At 63.0% G+C, this 17,908-nt stretch carries 17 protein-coding genes and 1 pseudogene; 6 read left to right on the top strand and 12 right to left on the bottom strand.

Annotation, left to right across the window (positions count from 1 at the left end; translation table 11 throughout):
• Window positions 1–205 precede the first annotated feature (205 nt).
• The 7 genes from AC1D1Y_RS15630 to kynB form a co-directional block, all read right to left on the bottom strand.
• Complete coding sequence (locus AC1D1Y_RS15630; protein WP_477683154.1) at window positions 206–1,918, bottom strand: flotillin family protein; 1,713 nt, start codon at window positions 1,916–1,918, stop codon at window positions 206–208.
• Window positions 1,919–2,008: 90 nt separating this feature from the next.
• Window positions 2,009–2,629, bottom strand: a complete 621-nt coding sequence (locus AC1D1Y_RS15625) for a YqiJ family protein (protein ID WP_477683121.1) — start codon at window positions 2,627–2,629, stop codon at window positions 2,009–2,011.
• A 10-nt stretch (window positions 2,630–2,639) separates the two neighbouring features.
• Complete coding sequence (locus tag AC1D1Y_RS15620) at window positions 2,640–3,305, bottom strand: PspA/IM30 family protein (RefSeq protein ID WP_477683120.1); 666 nt, start codon at window positions 3,303–3,305, stop codon at window positions 2,640–2,642.
• Between the two features lie 13 nt (window positions 3,306–3,318).
• Window positions 3,319–3,813, bottom strand: coding sequence for a hypothetical protein (locus AC1D1Y_RS15615; protein WP_477683119.1), 495 nt, complete (start codon window positions 3,811–3,813; stop codon window positions 3,319–3,321).
• Window positions 3,814–3,852: 39 nt separating this feature from the next.
• Window positions 3,853–4,713, bottom strand: coding sequence for a tryptophan 2,3-dioxygenase (kynA, locus tag AC1D1Y_RS15610; protein WP_477683118.1), 861 nt, complete (start codon window positions 4,711–4,713; stop codon window positions 3,853–3,855).
• Complete coding sequence (gene kynU, locus AC1D1Y_RS15605; protein WP_477683117.1) at window positions 4,713–5,993, bottom strand: kynureninase; 1,281 nt, start codon at window positions 5,991–5,993, stop codon at window positions 4,713–4,715. The genes kynA and kynU overlap by 1 nt, the downstream gene beginning before the upstream one ends.
• Window positions 5,994–6,003: 10 nt before the next feature.
• Window positions 6,004–6,663, bottom strand: a complete 660-nt coding sequence (gene kynB, locus AC1D1Y_RS15600) for an arylformamidase (protein WP_477683116.1) — start codon at window positions 6,661–6,663, stop codon at window positions 6,004–6,006.
• Between the two features lie 224 nt (window positions 6,664–6,887).
• On the opposite strand from kynB, the gene AC1D1Y_RS15595 reads away from it, so the two are divergent.
• Window positions 6,888–7,652: an SDR family oxidoreductase gene (locus tag AC1D1Y_RS15595; protein WP_477683115.1), complete on the top strand. Its 765-nt coding sequence runs from the start codon at window positions 6,888–6,890 to the stop codon at window positions 7,650–7,652.
• Between the two features lie 71 nt (window positions 7,653–7,723).
• Window positions 7,724–8,308 carry a hypothetical protein gene (locus tag AC1D1Y_RS15590; RefSeq protein WP_477683114.1) on the top strand — a complete coding sequence of 195 codons (585 nt, stop codon included), beginning with the start codon at window positions 7,724–7,726 and terminating at the stop codon, window positions 8,306–8,308.
• A 131-nt stretch (window positions 8,309–8,439) separates the two neighbouring features.
• On the opposite strand, the gene argF is transcribed toward AC1D1Y_RS15590, so the two are convergent.
• On the bottom strand, window positions 8,440–9,384 hold the full coding sequence (gene argF / locus AC1D1Y_RS15585) for an ornithine carbamoyltransferase (protein WP_477683113.1): 945 nt from the start codon (window positions 9,382–9,384) through the stop codon (window positions 8,440–8,442).
• Window positions 9,381–10,598: an acetylornithine/succinylornithine family transaminase gene (locus AC1D1Y_RS15580; protein ID WP_477683112.1), complete on the bottom strand. Its 1,218-nt coding sequence runs from the start codon at window positions 10,596–10,598 to the stop codon at window positions 9,381–9,383. The genes argF and AC1D1Y_RS15580 overlap by 4 nt, the downstream gene beginning before the upstream one ends.
• A gap of 282 nt (window positions 10,599–10,880) precedes the next feature.
• Here AC1D1Y_RS15580 and AC1D1Y_RS15575 point away from each other — a divergent pair, with 282 nt between their 5' ends.
• Entirely contained in the window at window positions 10,881–11,198 is a 318-nt protein-coding gene (locus AC1D1Y_RS15575) for a DUF3579 domain-containing protein (RefSeq protein WP_477655167.1), read from the top strand.
• Between the two features lie 21 nt (window positions 11,199–11,219).
• Here AC1D1Y_RS15575 and AC1D1Y_RS15570 read toward each other — a convergent pair whose 3' ends face one another.
• Together AC1D1Y_RS15570 and rpsT are read right to left on the bottom strand one after the other, a co-directional pair.
• Complete coding sequence (locus AC1D1Y_RS15570; RefSeq protein WP_477683111.1) at window positions 11,220–12,197, bottom strand: hypothetical protein; 978 nt, start codon at window positions 12,195–12,197, stop codon at window positions 11,220–11,222.
• 201 nt (window positions 12,198–12,398) lie between these two features.
• A complete protein-coding gene (rpsT, locus tag AC1D1Y_RS15565) occupies window positions 12,399–12,710 on the bottom strand; it encodes a 30S ribosomal protein S20 (protein ID WP_007864125.1) in 312 nt (103 codons plus the stop codon).
• A gap of 336 nt (window positions 12,711–13,046) precedes the next feature.
• Between rpsT and murJ the strand changes: the two genes are divergently transcribed.
• Both murJ and AC1D1Y_RS15555 read left to right on the top strand, forming a co-directional pair.
• On the top strand, window positions 13,047–14,606 hold the full coding sequence (gene murJ, locus AC1D1Y_RS15560; protein WP_477683110.1) for a murein biosynthesis integral membrane protein MurJ: 1,560 nt from the start codon (window positions 13,047–13,049) through the stop codon (window positions 14,604–14,606).
• A 75-nt stretch (window positions 14,607–14,681) separates the two neighbouring features.
• Complete coding sequence (locus tag AC1D1Y_RS15555; RefSeq protein ID WP_477683109.1) at window positions 14,682–15,536, top strand: SirB1 family protein; 855 nt, start codon at window positions 14,682–14,684, stop codon at window positions 15,534–15,536.
• 12 nt (window positions 15,537–15,548) lie between these two features.
• Here the strand turns inward: AC1D1Y_RS15555 and AC1D1Y_RS15550 are convergent, their stop codons facing one another.
• On the bottom strand, window positions 15,549–16,472 hold the full coding sequence (locus tag AC1D1Y_RS15550; RefSeq protein WP_477683108.1) for a LysR family transcriptional regulator: 924 nt from the start codon (window positions 16,470–16,472) through the stop codon (window positions 15,549–15,551).
• A gap of 121 nt (window positions 16,473–16,593) precedes the next feature.
• On the opposite strand from AC1D1Y_RS15550, the pseudogene AC1D1Y_RS15545 reads away from it, so the two are divergent.
• A pseudogene (locus AC1D1Y_RS15545) lies at window positions 16,594–17,908 on the top strand (5-methyltetrahydropteroyltriglutamate--homocysteine S-methyltransferase); the annotation flags it as partial.

The following is a 17,908-nucleotide window of genomic DNA, read 5'->3' as shown; positions in this document are numbered from 1 at the left end:
ATGGGTGATAAGTAGTTGAAGCAACAGGTGAATAGCGTCTGCTGATTAAAAGGTGAGGGGGCTGCCGTAAAACGCAGGCAGTAGCCGACTGGGAAATGGACGTATCGCTGGCTATTTTGACAGCTACCCCTTTTTTGCGCAAAAAAAACGGAGCCCCTTTCGGAAGGCTCCGGTCTGACAAATTCAGCGCAGTGCGCCAGCTATCTCAGGACTTCGGCTCGGCGTGAGGCACCACCACCACAGGCACCTGAGGCATCGCCACCATGGCCGCCACGGATTCGGCAATCCCCGTCAGTGAGGGATTGCTGAGCCCGGCGTCTTTCATGATGGCATCCACGATCGGTTTGGCGACCTGGTATTGAAGCGCGGAGTTGACGACCTGCTCGGGCAAGGTGCCCGCGCCGCCGGAACTGCCGGCCTGGCCCGCGCCGCCGGCGCCGTTGCCCGTGGGCATTCCGTTGACCTGGAACAGGCGGATCGATTCGATTTTCTCGAGTGGCTTGACCGACTGCTGGATGATCAGCGGCAGCGACTGGATCAGCTGCAAACGCACCGCAAGGTCAATTTGCGCCGCGCCCAGGCGGTTTTTGGCTTCGTTGATGGCGCTGATACCTTCGGCTTCGGCCAGCGCAGCGGCTTTCTTCGCATCCGCTTCAACCCGCAATGCCAGCGCGCGATTCTCGGCAGCTTCGCGTTCGGCCGCAGCGGCCACGGTGATCGAGATCGCCTGCTGTTCGGCTTCGCGCGCGGCATCAATCAGCTGGATGGATTTGCCGCGTTCGGCAATCGCCACTTCGCGGGCCGTGTTGACCAACTCTTCAGACTTGACGGCTTCGGCGCGCGCGGTGTTTGCGGCCGCATCGGCCTGGGACTGTTCCTGGGATTTTTGCGCGATGGCGATGGCCGCACCCTGGTTGGCAAGTTCGATCGACTGGCGTTGCTCGGCCTGCTTGACCTTGGTTTCGCGGTCGGCTTCGATTTGTTTCTTTTGCACGGAAAGGTTTTTATCGATCTCTGCGCTGTTGACGGTGCGGTCGGCTTCGATGCGCCGCTCCTTCACCAGGCGGTCGGCGTTGATGCGGACCTCTTCGGCTTCGCGATGGCGCTCGGCTTCGATCTTGGCGATGGCGGTGGTCTGGTCGGCCTTGGCGTTGGAGATTTCCTGCTGCTGGGTCAAGGTTGCGAATTCCTGCTCCTTGGAAATCGTCAGCTTCAGGCGTTCGGCTTCGAGGTTTTTGGTGCGTACCTGGACTTCGGTGTCCTGCTCGATGTCATTACGCTGTTTGCGGCGGCTTTCGGTCTCTTCGGTCAGGCGCGTCAGGCCTTCGGCGTCAAAGGCGTTGCTGGGGTTGAAGAACTCCTTGGCGGTCTGGTCCATGCTGGTGAGCGAGACCGACTCCAGTTCCAGCCCGTTCTTCTCGAGGTCTTCGGCCACGGCGTTTTGCACGGCTTGCACAAACTCCCGGCGTTTGTCCTGCAGCTCGCGCATCGACATGGTGGCGGCGGTGGCGCGCAAGGCATCGACGAACTTGTCTTCCACCAGAACCTTGAGCGCCGCCGGTTCCATGGTTTTGCGCCCCAGGGTCTGGGCCGCCGTGCTGACCGATTCCGCGGTCTGCTTGACGCGCACGAAAAAGGCGGCAGCCACGTCCACACGCATGCGGTCCAGCGCGATCAGGCTCTGCTCTTCGCGCCGCGAGACCTCGAGCTTGAGCGTGTTCATGTTCACGGGAATGGTCTCATGGAAGATCGGCAGCACGATGGCGCCCCCATCCATGATGACTTTCTGGCCTCCGAGGCCGGTGCGCACAAAAGCGGTCTCCTTGGTGGCGCGGTGGTAAAGCCGCGCGAAGATGATGCCGATGAGCAGCAGCGGGAAAAATACCAGCCCTGCGGGAACCGCTATGTTGATAAGCATGTCAATCACGATCTACTTCCTCCGGTTGTTGTTTTTGGCCGGCCGTTTGGGCCGTTTTTTTGCCATTCAATTTCAGTTCTTTGGTTCGTCTCACAAAAGCTCAGGGTGCGGGTTGCGTATGCATTTGAAGCGGGCGCCGGCTTTGCGCACCAGCACGATGGCCGTGCCTTCGTCCAGCGTCTGATCGGCGATGTCGGGTTCAACCATGACATAGTGCGCGCGGCCGTTCGCGTCGCGGACTTTGGCCTCGGCAGCCACGCCGTCGCGCGCATGGCCTTTGACGATGACACCGGCGCGGCCGATCAGGGTCTGTTCGCTGACCGCGCTGGTTTCATCGCCGGGCACGATCCTGGCCAGCAGTCCCCCCACACCGTTGACCGTGGAGATGCCCGCGAGGAACGCTGGTATGCAGGCCAGCCACGCGGGAAGCAGCGAGCCGGCCAGGCCGTGGGCGACAGACTGGATCACATAGCCCGAGACGGTAAAGCCCGCCAGGAACAGGATCAGCAGTACCAGCAAGGGCACCTTGCCGACATGCAGCCAGCCCAGGGGGCCGTCGGCGCCGTCGGGCGTGTCGGGCATCAGGCTTTCAAGGATATGCGAAGGACTGTGCGCCAGCATCAGGCCCGCTCCTTCCACAATGCTCAAGCCGACCATCACGGCCAGCGCGGCGCCAAAAGGCCAGGTTTCCGGTGCGGTGAAGATGATCATCGCGGCGGCCTTAGTGGCTCGCCTTGAGCTCGGCCAGGCGCTCGCTGATCTTGTTGTCGCGCACAAGCTGGTTGAGTTCGTTGAGTTTGGCGGTCTGCTCCAGCCCGCCGCTACCGGCGCCGTTCAGGCCGGTGTGGCGCCGGAAGGTGCGGTCAAACGCCGACTGGGCGGAATTCATCCTGGCCTCGGCGGTGCCGGCGGGATTTTTGCGCAGGTTGCTGGTTTCAGCGAGGCGGCGCGATGCTTCGAAGTCCTGGATGGTTTTCTCCATTTCGCGCTTCTTGCCCATCAGCGCGTCCACGAAGCCGGAAAGTTCTTTGTCCTGCTGGCCCATTTCACTGAGGCTGGTCTCGAGGATGGGCAACTGCGCCTCGATGTCGAGCTGGCGGGCGATCGCCTGTTTGGCCAGGTCTTCGCGGTTTTCCGCAATCGCCGTGGTCACGGAGGCCGACAAGGCATCGTGCTCCTTGTTGAGCTGCAGGTGCTGCTGCTGGGCGAGATGCCGGTTCGCGACAATGCGCCCGAGTTCGGCCCTGACCTCGTCGGTGACCTGCTCGACCTCGCGCACCGATTGTTCGAGCACGGCAACAGGCGCGGCATCTTCTATCTTGTCGAGCAGCGCATGTGCGCCGCCCGCGATCACGCGGGTAACCCGGGTACGTAAGCTATCGGCCATAAAACCTCCCTTTTTAGCGTGGTGACGAAATCAGTCGCGCCAACTCGAGCACACGAGTTGAATTATCAATGATGACTTTTTCATCATAGGCGGCGGCGCGCGAGGTGACCGCCTGCCTCAGTAGCGTCTCCGCCAACTGCATGGTGCGTTTGACCAGGACGGCTTCCAGCTCCCGGGCGCTGTTGGGAGACGAGGCCTGGCTGGCATGCAGCATGGCGATCAAGGCCGGAAGATGCTCCATGAACGCCGCCAGCACTTCGGAGTGCTGGCCGGTCTGGCGCTCAAGCTGGGCGATCTGTTCGCGGGTATTGCGGCCCAGGTCGCGGTACATCGACAGGGCGCCCAGATAATCGGCGTCGCCATCGTGCATGCGCTTGAGGTGGAGTACGGCGACGCGGAGCTTGTCGCTGAGGGTGGTCGCGTCTTCCATCGGAAGCGTCGACAGCCACTCGTAGAGGTCGTCGGGGAGTCGGGCGGAAATAGGTACCATGTCGACGATTGTATTCAAATGAATACGATCGTCAACGATTAAATAAAAGACTGGATTTCAGAGATCGGTGCGTAATTTCCAGATTTCCGGGAATAGCACCACGTCGAGCATCTTGCGCAGGTAGCTCACCCCACCCGTCCCACCCGTCCCCCGCTTGAACCCAATCACCCGCTCCACCGTGGTGACATGCCGGAACCGCCAGAGCCGGAACGCGTCTTCCAGGTCGGTGAGCTCTTCACCGAGTTGGTATAGGTCCCAGTATTTCTTCGGATCGCGATAGACCACCAGCCAGGCCTGCTCGACTTCATCGCTCTCGACATAGCCTTGGGTCCAGTCGCGCTGCGTGTGGCTGGCCGGCATGGCCAGGCCGCGGCGGGCGAGCAGGCGCAGGGCTTCGTCATACAGCGACGGTGCTTCGTAGGCGGCCTGCACTTGCGCCAGCAGGTCGGGCCGGTGCGCATGGGGCTTGAGCATGGCGGCGTTCTTGTTGCCGAGCGCGAATTCGATGCAGCGGTACTGCGCGCTCTGGAAACCGCTGGAATTGGCGAGGTAGGGTCGTATCGCGCTGTACTCSGGCGGCGTCATGGTGGCCAGCACRTCCCAGGCGTGCACCARCTGCTCCATGATSYKGCTCACGCGCGCCAGCATCTTGAAGGCGCCGCCCAGCTCGTCGTTCGCGACGTTGGCGATGGCAGCGCGCAGCTCGTGCAGCATCAGCTTCATCCAGAGTTCGCTGGTCTGGTGCTGGATGATGAACAGCATTTCGTTGTGGTCGGGCGAGAGCGGCTTTTGCGCGCCCAGGATGGCATCGAGCTGCAGGTAGTCGCCGTAGCTCATGGATTTGCTGAAGTCGAGCTGCGCTTTTTCGTCGCGCACGATGTCTTCTGGCGCTTGTGGTTTGTTTTCGTTGTTATTCATCACGTGACCGCGTGCTTCTGGTTGAATTCGGCTTTTTGCCATTCGCCGGTTGCCAGTACCTGCTTCAGATGCTCGACGGCGTTCCAGACGTCTTCAAAGCCGATGTAGAGCGGTGTGAAGCCGAAGCGCAGGATGTCCAGGTGTTTGCCGGCTTCGCCGTCGCCTGCGCGGAAGTCGCCGATCACGCCGCGCGCGATCAGCGCCTGCACGATGGCGTAGGCGCCTTCGGTTTTGGTCAAGCAAACTTGCGAGCCGCGCTGCGCATGTTTGCGCGGCGTCGCCAGGCCCAGGCCGTGGCCCGCGCAGCGCTCTTCAACGAGCTGGATGAACAGGTCGGTCAGCGCCAGCGATTTCTTGTGCAAGGCCTGCATGCCGCCCAGCGGCTCGGCGGCCAGCACGGTGTCCAGGCCGCATTCGAGCGCGGTCATGCTCAGGATGGGCTGGGTGCCGCACAGGTAGCGTGAAATGCCGGAGGCAGGTCGGTAGTCGGGCGTGAACTCAAAAGGCGCGGCGTGGCCCCACCAGCCGGCCAGCGGTTGCCAGAAGCGGTCGGCATGCTTGGGGTTGACCCAGACAAAGGCCGGCGCGCCGGGGCCGCCGTTGAGGTATTTGTAGCCGCAGCCTATGGAGAAGTCGGCCTTCGCAGCGTTGAGGTCCACCGGCACGGCACCCGCGCTGTGCGCGAGGTCCCAGACGGTGAGCACGCCGGCGGCGTGCGCTGCCGCGGTGAGGGCGGCCATGTCGTGCATGGCGCCGGTGCGGTAGTTCACATGGGTCAACATCAGCACGGCGACTTCAGCGGTGAGGGCTGCGCTGATTTCGTCTGGTTCAACGAGCTGCAGGCGAAAACCGCGCTCGCGGCACAGCGCTTCGGCGATGTAGAGGTCGGTCGGGAAGTTGCTGCGCTCGCTGACGATCACTTTACGCTTGGGCGCGTCCTGGGCCGCGATGTGCAGCGCGGCGCTCAGCACCTTGTAGAGGTTGATGGAGGTGCTGTCGGTGGCAACCACCTCACCGGGGGCCGCGCCTATCAGCCGCGCGATCTTGTTGCCCAGGCGCTGCGGCAGCTCGAACCAGCCGGCGCTGTTCCAGGAGCGGATCAGGCCCTGGCCCCATTCGGCCGTCACCGCCTCGGCGACGCGGGCGGCCGCAGTGTTCGGCAGTACGCCCAGCGAATTTCCGTCCAGGTAGATCACGCCTTCGGGCAGTGTGAATTGCTGGCGCAGGTCGCGCAGCGGGTCTTGTGCATCGAGGGCGCGGCAGTCTTGCAGAGTGGTCATCATTTTTTCTTCAGGGAAGTTCACGCAGGATGGCGCGCACGGGGGAGGCATCGGCCTTGGTGAGCTTGAGGGGCAGGGCAATCAGTTCGTAATCGCCTTCGGCGACCTCATCGAGCACCAGGTTTTCCAGCACGCGCAGGCCGTGCGCCAGCAACTGGTGGTGGCTGGGCAGGTCCTGGCTGGTGGCAGGATCCACGCTGGGTGTGTCTATGCCGATCAGGGTGATGTGTTTGCTTGCCAGTAATTCGAGTGTTTCCGGTGCGATCGCGGTGAAGGCCTCCCAGGCCTGGCTGGCGCTGCGTGCGGTGCGTAGCAACACGCGCGCCGGCAGGTCTTGCAGCGCGTGCGCCAAGTGCTCGGGCAAGACCAGCGGGCCGCAGTCCAGGCAGTGGATTACGCGGCAGGGCCCGAGGTAGGGGGCGAGGTCCAGCTCGCCAACGCTGGCCGCGCCATTGGCATAGTGCAACGGCGCATCGGCATGCGCGCCGGTGTGCGGTGACAGCGTGATGCTGTTGACGTTGACCGGGCAGTTCGGCGCCAGGGAAAAATGCAGCTGCTGTGAATAGGCCGTGTCGCCGGGAAACACCGCGGCGTTTTCATCGACCGATGGCGAGATGTCCCAGATCTTGAGCGGAGGTGATGCGCCTGTAGCGCGTGTGCGGGCTGTCATGGGTGCAAAGGTAGCACCGGCAAAAAAGCCGTGGTGTCGGTTATTTCCAACAATTCCAAAAATAGTTGAAACCTAAAGTATTGGGCAGGCGACGGCCTGCGGCGAGGCCCAGGCGCGGCCTGTGCAATTGCGCAGGCTGGGGCACAATCCAGACCTGCGGCGCTCGCTGCTGCATCGATTTACCAACCCCTCCTGCAACCCTTCAAGAGAGACAAAGGCACATCATGAATCCCGACAACAAGTCCAACGGCAAAGTCGCACTCGTCACCGGCGCGGGCACCGGTATCGGCAAGGCCGTGGCCCTGGCCCTGCTGCGTGAAGGCTATAGCGTGGCCCTGGTCGGGCGCCGCGTGGAGCCGCTCAATGAAGTTGCTAAAGAGGGCGGCACCGATCGCGCGCTGGCGCTGCCGACCGATGTGAGCAAGCCCGAGTCGGTGGCGGCGGCGTTTGCCAAAGTCAAAGAGAAGTTCGGCCGCTTGGACCTGCTGTTCAACAACGCCGGCGTGGGCGCGCCGCCCGTGAACCTCGAGGACATCACCTTCGAGCAATGGACCAACGTAGTCAACATCAACCTCACGGGCTCCTTCCTCTGCGCGCAAGCTGCCATCAGGCTGATGAAAGACCAGGCGCCCCAGGGCGGCCGCATCATCAACAACGGCTCGATTTCGGCCCACGCGCCGCGGCCCAATTCAGCGCCTTACACCTCCACCAAGCATGCGATCACGGGGCTGACCAAATCCATCTCGCTGGACGGCCGCAAGTACAACATCGCCTGCGGCCAGATCGACATCGGTAATGCCATGACCGAGCTCGCGGCCCGCATGGCCAAGGGCGTGCCCCAGGCCAATGGCGAGATCGCCATCGAACCCATGATGGATGCGAAGGAAGTGGCAGACGCGGTGGTGCACATGGCGTCGCTGCCACTGTCGACCAATGTGCAGTTCATGACCATCATGGCCACGAAGATGCCGTTTGTGGGCCGTGGCTGATGCTTTTGCGGGTCAGAGCTGCGCATTGAAAAGTTCCACGTTGCTGTCCTGTCGGCCTTTGGGGCATAGCAATGTGGAGTCTTAAAGATCAGCTCAATGCAACCCTTAGACATGCACTCGTCGTCAGTGCGTTCTTCCTGGGACTGGTTGCGCTTGCTGCGTTGGCTGGTTGCGCGGTGTCGCGCGACATATTTCTTCCCGTCGACACTGCACACCGATATGAAGGAAAAACGTGCGGCAGCGTGCCGTATGGTGGCTGGCGGCAGGCTCTCCCAAATGCGAGTTCGATGTCTGTTAATGTTTCCCGCGCCGACGGTATGGTGTGGATTGGTATGACCTTCGGCCTGACGCCGGGGACCTCGGTCAGATTTTTAACCTCCGACATCAGGGTGGATGTTCCGGCAACAGGCCAGCACATAACCTTGCCCTTCTCCACGGACTCTGGGTTGCCGTATCGGTCATTGGACGCTTCAATGGAGTTGAAAGGTTCACAACCCATACGCGAGTTTTGGCTGAACGTGAAGACCGCTGCAGTTGTGTCCGAGTCGTTTCAGGTCACTCCTCCGCGCTTGCTCGTAAATGGCGAAGTAGTTGCCGTTGCGCCAATTGAGTTCATTCTTGTTCGGCGCACAGGCGTGATGACCTGTGTTCAATAGAGTGGGTCGTATTAATGGTCGACGGTCAAATCTTGCCGTTCATGGCCATCATGGCCACGAAGATGCCGTTTGTGAGGCGCGGATAAAGGCTTTGCTTTTGGCGCCGGCGCTGCGCGCCGCCAGCYCGCGTGTTACGCGAGCTGCCCGAGTAGAAGGAACTCCATGAGTGCCTTCTGCGCATGCATGCGATTCTCTGCCTCGTCCCAGACCACCGATTGCGGGCCGTCGATGACCTCGGCCTCGACTTCCTCGCCGCGGTGGGCGGGCAGGCAATGCATGAACAGTGCGTCGGGCTTGGCCGCGCGCATCATGTCGGTGTCCACGCACCAATCGGCAAAGGCCTTTTTGCGCGCTTCGTTCTCGGCCTCATAGCCCATGCTGGTCCAGACGTCGGTGGTGACCAGGTCGGCGCCGGCGCAGGCCTGCATCGGGTCCTTGAAGACCTTGTAGCTGTCAGCCGAGCGTATGCCGGCGATGGACTGGTCCACCTCGTAGCCGCCCGGCGTGCTCAGGTGCACCTTGAAACCCAGGATTTCGCTGGCCTGCAGCCAGGTGTTGGCCATGTTGTTGCCGTCGCCCACCCAGGCGACCGTCTTGCCCTTGATGGAGCCGCGATGCTCGATGTAGGTGAAGATGTCGGCGAGGATCTGGCAGGGATGGAACTCGTTGGTCAGGCCGTTGATGACGGGCACGCGCGAATGCTCGGCGAAGCGGTCTATCTTGGTCTGCTCGAAGGTGCGGATCATCACCAGGTCGACCATGCGGCTGATGACCTTGGCGCTGTCCTCGATGGGYTCGGCGCGGCCCAGYTGGCTGTCGCCGGTGGTCAGGTGCACCACGCTGCCGCCCAACTGGTACATGCCGGCCTCGAAGCTCACGCGGGTTCGGGTCGAGGCTTTTTCGAAAATCATGGCCAGCGTGCGGTCGACCAGCGGCTGGTGTTTTTCGTAGGTCTTGAATTTCTTCTTGATGATGGCGGCGCGTTCGAACAGGTAGGCGTATTCCGCCGCATTCAGGTCGCTGAACTGCAGGTAGTGCCGCACCGGCGCGGGGGTAGAGGGGATCGCAGTGCTCACGCGTTTTTCTCTTTCAGCAATTGCTTGATCAGCGGCACCAGGATGGCCACCGCCTCGTCGGCCTCGGCCGTGGTCATGGTGAGCGACGGCACCAGGCGGATCACGGTGTCGGCAGTCACGCTCAGCAGCAGGCCGTTCTCGGCGGCGCGGCCCAGCAGCTCGCCGCAGGGCACCGTCAGTTCAATGCCCAGCATCAGGCCGCGGCCGCGGATTTCTTTCAGGCCTTTCTCGCCGGCCAGGCCGCTCGCCAGCGCCGCGCGCAGGTGGTCGCCCACCTTCACGGCATTGGCCAGCAGGCCTTCTTCTTCCATGATGCGCAGGGTTTCCACGCCGGCCCGCATGGCCAGCGGATTGCCGCCGAAGGTGCTGCCATGGTTGCCGGGGCTGAAGATGCGGGCGGCCTTGGGGCCGGCCACGACGGCGCCGACCGGCACGCCCGAGCCCAGGCCCTTGGCCAGCGGCATCACGTCGGGCTTGATACCGGCCCACTGGTGGGCAAACCATTTGCCGGTGCGACCCATACCGCACTGCACCTCGTCGATCATCAGCAGCCAGTCGCGTTCGTCGCAGAGGGCGCGCACTTCGCGCAGGTACTCGTCCTTCATGCTGTTGATGCCGCCTTCGCCCTGGATGGCTTCAAAGAACACGGCAACCACATTGGGGTTGTTGGCGGTGGCGGCTTTGAGCGCGTCAATATTGTTGAGCGGCACGCGGATAAAACCCTCGACCAGCGGGCCGAAGCCGGCTTGCACCTTGGGGTTGCCGGTGGCGCTCAGCGTGGCGATGCTGCGGCCGTGGAAGGCTTTTTCATAGACCACGATTTCCGGGCGCTCAATGCCCTTGTCGTGGCCGAACTTGCGCGCCAGCTTGAGCGCGGCTTCGTTGGCTTCCAGGCCGGTGGAGCAGAAAAACACGTTTTCCAGGCCCGACAGCTCCACCAGTTTGGCGGCCAGGGCTTCCTGCAGGGGCACATGGTAGTAGTTGGAGGTGTGGATGAGTTTGGTGATCTGCTCCTGCAGGGCTGGCACCAGTTTGGGGTGGTTGTGGCCCAGGGTGTTGACGGCGATGCCGCCCAGCGCGTCGAGGTAAGCCTTGCCGTTGACGTCCCAGACGCGGCAGCCCTGGCCGTGGTCCAGCGCAATGGGCAGGCGGCCGTAGGTGTTCATCACGTGGGGAGAGGCGGCTTCGATGTGCTTGGGCAGGGCTGCGGTCATGGAAAACTCCGGAACAAGGGCTGTAACAGTGCGGAAAATCCGAGGCCCGCAGTGCTTGATGCGGGCCTGGACTGATTTTAGGCGCAGACTTTGCGGGCTTTTGTGACGTTTCCGCATTGCTGCAATGCAGGCGCCCGGCAGTTCCCGCTATGGTCCCCATTGAAAATTTGTCTGCCAAGTCTTATATAAGAGTCCGAGTTAAGCTAGAATTGTTGTGCGCTGCAGCATGGGGTGAATCCCATCCTTTTCCCATGCCGGGCGGCGCAAAAAACCCTCCACCCGATGGTCTCCAATACCGCCAAAGAAGTCTTCATCCAGGGTATTACCCGCGACGGCAAAACCTTCCGGCCCAGCGACTGGGCCGACAGGCTGTGCGGTGTGATGAGTCATTTCCGCCCGGGCGGCCCACAGCCCGGCAGCCACCTGACCTATTCCCCCTGGTGCGTGCCTACCGTCATCAACGGCGTGAAATGTGTGGTCGTCAACTCTGAGCTGCGCGAGGCCGAACCCATGGCCTGGGATTTCGCCATCAACTTCGCCAAAGACAACGATTTACAGGTGGCTGAAGCCTGCCTGATTCCCGAGCCGCCCGTTCGTTGAGGGCGGGCCGGCTTCAGCGGCCTATTTCTTTTTTCCTTCGGCCAGCCAGGCCTGTATCTGGGCATCCGCCACGCCGGATTTGCACCAGGCCGCCACCAGCAGCGCTTCAGACCCCAGTTGGTGGTGCTTGGCATCGGCGGCCGGAGCGGTCAGCAAGGTGACGGGCGTTCCGGCCGCAACCAGCTTTTGCTGGAACTCCTGCTGTGACTCAAAGGCCACGGCCGAGTCCTGCGGGTCGCCTAATACAAACACGCGGCGCCGGCCGTCCGGCTTGACGCCGCCGATGTGGTCTATCGGGTCGTACACGGCCGACAGCGGCTGTCCAGTCTGGTCCAGCCCGCGCTGGGCTTCCTTGCTGCCAAGCAGGCGGGCCCGCGTCTTCATGCTCACCGCGCCGCTGGCGACCACTGCGCAATCGATGTCCGTGCGGCCCAGCGTCAGTGCCGCGCCTACCAGCCCGCCACCGCCGCTCAGGCCCGTCACCTGGATGCGCTGGTAACCGTATTTTTTCTTGATGGCGTCGATCGCCGCGTTTGTCAGATGGGCTTCCACCGGCATGCGGCGCTCGCGCAAATGGCTCGCGCCAGTGCTGCCGTAAGCACCCGGACGGCCTATGCGGATCACCGGCAGGCCGATTTCTTTGGCCGAGCGTTCGGACCGCGCGATCTGCAGGCTCCGGCTGGCGGACTTGACATAGGCCTCCCTGGCCTGCGCCATGCCGCCGCTCAGGACGTCGCCATGCATGAAGAGCACGGCGGTTTCCGCGCCGAGCGCATTGGCGCTGGGAAAGTAGCGAATGCAGCCTTTGGCTGTGCGTTCGGCGGCACCTTGTTCGCGCCACTGCGTTTCCACCCAGACGGCATCCTGCTTGGCGTTGCACTCCGCCTGGCTGATGGTGCCGGGATTGAGCAACTCGTTGAAGTCGAAGATTTCGTCGTCGGCGGCATGGGCAGTGCCCAGACTGGCCGCGATAAGGGCCGGCAGAACGAGTGAGCGCATGGGCCGCCTTTTCTTGTTGAGTAACAACAGTGGAAGAGGGCGGTTTGTCCCTTTGCGCCCCATCTGCGCCCGAGTCTAAGTTAAGCGCCCAACAAAAAAGCCGTCTTTCGACGGCTTTTTTGCTTTGCTGCAGCGCACCCTACAAAACGGCGGACGGTATTTTCGTGAAGAAGATGCCGTCCGGGCGATTTGCCTAATTACTTAGGCGGCCTTTGCGGGGGCCAGTGCCAGGGCTTTCACCTTGGCGGACAGGCGGCTCTTGTCGCGCGCTGCCTTGTTCTTGTGGAAGATGCCCTTGTCGGCAACCGTGTCCACAATGCTCTGGGCCTTGGCGAACAGGTCCTTGGCTTTGTCTTTGTCACCGGCTGCAACGGCTTTTTCGACGTTTTTCACAGCGGTGCGGTATTTGGAGCGCAGCGAGGTGTTCGCAGCGTTGAGTTTGACGTCCTGGCGGACGCGTTTGCGGCCCGACGCAAGGCGGGGGTTCTTTTTCTTGGGTTTGGCGGTGGCCATATATAAATTCCTTTAATCCTGGGGAGGAGTCTGTGGATGTTGCAGCAAAGCCCACGATTATATACCCCCACGGTCGCTCACTGCGTGTAGCTCCCGAGGCCTTGCAGGCCGCGGCTCGCGAGACGCTTCGCCTCTGTCGCCCGTCCAAGCCTGCGCAGGCAGGCTTGGAGCCGCGGGCTCCAGCCCCTCGGGGCCGCTGCGCCTGCGGCCCGGCAAAGCCGGTTCCGCGTCTCTAACTTGGTTTTACGCGGCTCGCTTCGCATCGCGTCTGGTTTAGGCCGGCTTGGCGGCAAAACTTTATCGGATTCCTGGCTTTTGGCCGCATAAACTCCCGGAGTGTCATTATTCAAAGCCGCCTCTACCGTTTCCCTGCTGACCCTGGCCTCTCGCGTTACGGGCCTTGTCCGGGACCTGCTGATGGCCTCGGTGTTTGGCGTCAGCGCCATGACCGACGCCTTCAACGTCGCCTTCCGGATACCCAACCTGTTTCGCCGGGTACTCGGCGAGGGTGCTTTCAGCCAGGCTTTTGTGCCGGTGCTGGCGGCCTGCAAGGCTGAAAAGGGTGAAGAAGGCGCCAAACAGCTGATTGACCACGTCGCGACCCTGCTGACCTGGACGCTGGTGCTGCTGTGCGTGGCCGGGGTGCTGGCCGCGCCGCTGATGGTGTGGGCCATGGCGAGCGGCTTGAAGCCGCAGGGCTACAACGCTGCCGTGGTGATGACGCGCTGGATGTTTCCTTACATCGGTTTCATGTCGCTGGTCGCGCTGGCCGGCGGCATCCTCAACACCTGGCGCCGGTTTGCTGTGCCCGCCGCCTCGCCCGTATTGCTGAATGTGGCGCTGATCGGCTCCATTACCCTGGGCGCTCCCTGGTTTGCCAGGCATGGCATCGAACCTATCTACGCCCAATGTGTGGGGGTGATGGTCGGCGGCCTGCTGCAACTGGGCTTGCAACTGCCCGCGCTGCGGAGTTTGGGCTTGCTGCCGCGGATAGGCGCCAGTTTCACGGCCTTACGCCAGTCCTGGAATAACCCGGGCACACGCAAGGTGCTGAGCCTGATGCTGCCGGCCTTGCTGGGCGTGAGCGTCGCGCAGATATCCCTGCTCATCAACACCCAGATTGCCTCGCACCTGGCCACCGGCAGCGTGAGCTGGATCACCTATGCGGATCGCCTGATGGAATTTCCCACCGCCATGCTGGGTGTCGCCCTGGGCGTTGTGCTGATGCCGCAACTGGCCGCGGCGCGCGGCAGCCAGGATGAGGAACGCTACTCGGCCATGCTCGACTGGGGCCTGCGCCTCGTGGTCCTGCTGTCGGTGCCCTGTGCGGTGGCCCTGCTGGTGTTCTCGCAGCCGCTGGTCGCCGTGCTGTACCACTACGGCGCCTTCAGCGACCTCGATGTGCAGCGCACGACGGCGGCGTTGAGCAACTACGGCGTGGGGCTCATAGGCATCGTGGCCGTCAAGGTGCTGGCCCCGGGCTTTTACGCCCGGCACGACATGCGCACGCCGATGCGCATCGCCGTCTGCGTGCTGGTGTTCACGCAGGTGCTGAATTATTTTCTGGTGCCGGTGCTGCAGCATGCGGCCCTGACGCTGTCGATCGCCATCGGCGCCCTGGTCAACGCCTTGTGGCTTTTGCTGGGGCTTTTGAAACGCGGAAGTTACAAACCGGTGCCCGGCTGGGGCAAGTTTGCACTGCAGGTGGGCGGCGCCAGCGCCTTGCTGGCGGCCTTTTTGCTGTGGGCCGCCGGAGCGGTGAGATGGGTCGCCCTGAAAGGCCATTCCATAGAGCGTATCGGCTGGCTGGCGCTGGTATTGCTGGCGTCGGCGCTGCTGTATTTCGCGGCGCTGTGGCTGTCCGGCCTCAAGGTAACAAAGCTGCTGAGACATTGACGGGCGGCGCGCTCCAGGTACCGAGCGGCATTTTCCGGATGCCTTTTTGCGCCGGATTATGAGAAAGTAGGGGTCATGCAATTAAATCTGGCTGTACCGTCACCATTGCAATATTTCTCCAGCCTGGTGGAAAGCGACGAGCATTTCCCCCTCCTGGAAGCCGCCATCAGCCTGGCGCAGGACGAATATCCCGACCTGGACGTGCAGCAGGTGCTGGGCGACGTCGACCAGCTGCTGGCCCGCCTCAAGCGCCGCCTGCCGGCCGACGCACCGGCGCTGCAGCGGCTGCGTGCGCTGAACCAGTTCTTTTTCCACGACCTGAACTTCGGCGGCAATGTCAACGACTACTACGATCCCGACAACAGCTACCTGAACGCCGTGCTGCGCACGCGCCGCGGCATTCCGATCACGCTGGCGGTGCTGTGGCTGGAGCTGGCCCTGGGCCTGGGCCTTAACGCGCGCGGCGTGGCCTTTCCGGGGCATTTCATGGTCAAGGTCAACCTGCCCAAAGGCCAGGTGGTGATAGACCCTTTCAGCGGCCAGTCGCTGAGCCGCGAGGAGCTGTCCGAGCGGCTCGAGCCCTTCCGGCAGCACGGCGGCAGCCCGGGCGACGAATTCGAAGTGCCCATGGGCCTGTACCTGCAGTCGGCGCCGCCGCGCGAGATCATCAGCCGCATGCTGCGCAACCTCAAGGAAATCCACAAGACCCAGGAAGACTGGCAGCGCCTGATTCCGGTACAAGACCGCCTCATCGTGCTGCAGCCCGAAGCCTGGACGGAATACCGCGACCGCGGCCTGGCCTGGGCCGCCCATGGCGAGCCCGAACGCGCGGTGGCCGATCTGGAAACCTACCTGGCCAATGCCGAGGATGCGCTCGACATCGACGCGATGTCCGAGCGCCTGGCGCAGCTGCGCCAGGGCCGGCACTGAGCGCCGCGGCTCTTACAGCAGCTCGATCTCACTGAGTGTGAGGAAGCAGCTCTCGCGCGTGATCGCCACAAAGTCGGCCAGCCAGGGCCGGCCTGAGGTAGTTTCGGTGCAAGCTACATAGAGACGACCGGTCAGCCCTTTTTTGCCTATGGGCCTGGCGCTCACATAACCGCGGTCCAGGTAGCTTTGCACCGCCCACTTGGGCAGCGCGGCGACGCCGCGGCCGCTGGCCACCAGCTGCAGCATCGCAATCGTCAGTTCGGTGGTGCGGCGCGCCGGTTTGATGCCCGCCGGCTCCAGCACCTGGCGCACCACGTCCAGCATTTCATCCGGAACCGGGTAGGTGATCAGGGTTTCATCGGCGAAGTCCTTGGCCGTTAGGTGTGTCTTGGCGACCAGCGCGTGGTGGTTGGCCAGCAGCGCCATGATTTCAAAACGGAACAGCGGGTGGAAGTCCACCGTTTCATCGGCGTCGGCCTCCGACACGATGGCGATGTCGGCGCGGTCCTGCAGCACCAGCGCGATCGGGTCGGGGTGAAAGCCCGAGACGATGTCCAGTTCCACCTCGGGCCAGCGCGTGCGGAAGGCGTCCATGGCCGGCATCAGCCAGTCAAAACAGGTGTGGCACTCGACCGCGATGCGCAACTGGCCGGAGCGCCCGGTGGCCAGGCGCGCCACGTCTCGCTCGGCCTCCTCGACCTGCGGCAGCACTGCATCGGCCAGCGCCAGCAAGCGCAGGCCCGTGGTGCTGAACTGCGGCGGCACGGATTTGCGTTCGAACAGCGGCGCCGCGTAGCGCTCCTCCAGCAGCTTGACCTGATGCGACAGCGCCGACTGCGTGAGGTTGAGCAACTGCGCTGCGCGCACCAGGCTGCCGCTGTCGCGCAGGGCGGTCAGGGTGCGCAGGTGGCGCAGTTCAAGGATCGAAAGCGTCATGACGGGTATGTGGGTGAATCAATAATTTTCATGTTGAAAGGCAATATCTTTCGTTTGAATAATAGTTGAATCTGCACGACCATGCGTTCTTTGTTTGATTTGCAATCGGGAGATAAGCGGCATGGTCCATACACACACCCTGGGTTTTCCGCGCATGGGCGCGCACCGGGAACTGAAATTCGCGCTTGAAAAACACTGGCGCGGCGAGATCGGCCTGGCCGCCTTGGAAGCCGCCGGCGCGGAACTGCGTGAGCGCCATTGGGCCGTGCAGAAAGAAGCCGGACTGGACTTCGTGACAGTGGGCGACTTCGCTTTTTACGACCACGTGGTCAACCACATCCAGATGCTGGGCTGCGAGCCGTCGCGCTTTGGTTTTACCGGGCAGGCGCCGGAACTCAGCCGCTACTTCGCGATGGCGCGCGGCGTGATTGCCGAGGGCGGCCAGACCCACTGCCTGGACTGCGGTTGCGGCTGCGGCAATAGCAAAGAAAAAGATCAGGCTGAGAGCGGAACATTCGCGCTCGAGATGACCAAATGGTTCGACACCAATTACCACTACCTGGTGCCGGAGTTCGGCCCGGGCACCGAATTCAGCCTGGCCTCCGAACGCCTGTTTGACGAAGTCGCGCAGGCCCAACTGGCCGGCCATGCCGTCAAGGCCGTGCTGCTGGGGCCGTTGAGTTTCCTCTGGCTGGGCAAGGAAAAAACGCCGGGCTTTGACCGCTTCAGCCTGCTGAGCAAGCTGCTGCCGGTGTACGAAAAAATCCTGGCCCGCCTCAAGGCCCAGGGTGTGGAATGGGTGCAGATGGACGAACCCATCCTGGGCCTGGACCTGCCGGTGGCCTGGAGCCAGGCTTTTGAGGCCAGCTACTGGCAGCTCTCGCGCAGCGGCGTCAAGCTGCTGCTGGCGACTTACTTTTCGCCCCTGCAGGAGAACCTGCGCATGGCCTGCCAACTCCCGGTGGCGGGCCTGCATGTGGATGCGGTGCGCGCGCCGGAGGAGCTCATCGGCGTGGCCGACTGGCTGCCCAGCCACAAGGTGCTGTCGGTCGGCATTGTCGATGGCCGCAACATCTGGCGCACCGACCCCGATGCCGCCCTGGCCAGACTGAGGCCCGTGGCCGAGAAGCACCAGGGCGAGCTCTGGCTGGCGCCGTCCTGCTCGTTGCTGCACGTGCCCTACAGTCTGCAGGCCGAGGACAGGCTGGACACCGAACTCAAGTCCTGGCTGGCTTTTGCGGTCGAGAAACTGTTTGAACTGCGCATGCTGAAGGCCGTGCTCGAGGGCCGCGAAAACGCCGTGCAACCCGAACTGACCGCCGCCCGCCTGGCGGCCCAGGCGCGCCGCAACAGCCCGCGTGTACACCGCGCCACCGTGGCGGCGCGGCTGGCCCAGGCCGCCGCGGGCGCCGATCAGCGGCCGTCGGCATTCCGCC

Source organism: Polaromonas sp. P1_G1, from assembly GCF_056405595.1.
Note: the sequence above shows the minus strand (reverse complement) of the source record. Positions and strands in the feature narration are given on the sequence as shown.

Bases quoted from the DNA above. Each gene is read 5' to 3' on its own strand.
- rpsT (WP_007864125.1), bottom strand. From the start codon at position 12,710: ATGGCCACCGCCAAACCCAAGAAAAAGAACCCCCGCCTTGCGTCGGGC.
- AC1D1Y_RS15625 (WP_477683121.1), bottom strand. From the start codon at position 2,629: ATGATCATCTTCACCGCACCGGAAACCTGGCCTTTTGGCGCCGCGCTG.
- AC1D1Y_RS15620 (WP_477683120.1), bottom strand. From the start codon at position 3,305: ATGGCCGATAGCTTACGTACCCGGGTTACCCGCGTGATCGCGGGCGGC.
- AC1D1Y_RS15575 (WP_477655167.1), top strand. From the start codon at position 10,881: ATGGTCTCCAATACCGCCAAAGAAGTCTTCATCCAGGGTATTACCCGC.
- AC1D1Y_RS15580 (WP_477683112.1), bottom strand. From the start codon at position 10,598: ATGACCGCAGCCCTGCCCAAGCACATCGAAGCCGCCTCTCCCCACGTG.
- kynU (WP_477683117.1), bottom strand. From the start codon at position 5,993: ATGACCACTCTGCAAGACTGCCGCGCCCTCGATGCACAAGACCCGCTG.
- kynB (WP_477683116.1), bottom strand. From the start codon at position 6,663: ATGACAGCCCGCACACGCGCTACAGGCGCATCACCTCCGCTCAAGATC.
- AC1D1Y_RS15550 (WP_477683108.1), bottom strand. From the start codon at position 16,472: ATGACGCTTTCGATCCTTGAACTGCGCCACCTGCGCACCCTGACCGCC.
- AC1D1Y_RS15555 (WP_477683109.1), top strand. From the start codon at position 14,682: ATGCAATTAAATCTGGCTGTACCGTCACCATTGCAATATTTCTCCAGC.
- AC1D1Y_RS15590 (WP_477683114.1), top strand. From the start codon at position 7,724: ATGTGGAGTCTTAAAGATCAGCTCAATGCAACCCTTAGACATGCACTC.
- AC1D1Y_RS15630 (WP_477683154.1), bottom strand. From the start codon at position 1,918: ATGCTTATCAACATAGCGGTTCCCGCAGGGCTGGTATTTTTCCCGCTG.
- AC1D1Y_RS15570 (WP_477683111.1), bottom strand. From the start codon at position 12,197: ATGCGCTCACTCGTTCTGCCGGCCCTTATCGCGGCCAGTCTGGGCACT.
- AC1D1Y_RS15595 (WP_477683115.1), top strand. From the start codon at position 6,888: ATGAATCCCGACAACAAGTCCAACGGCAAAGTCGCACTCGTCACCGGC.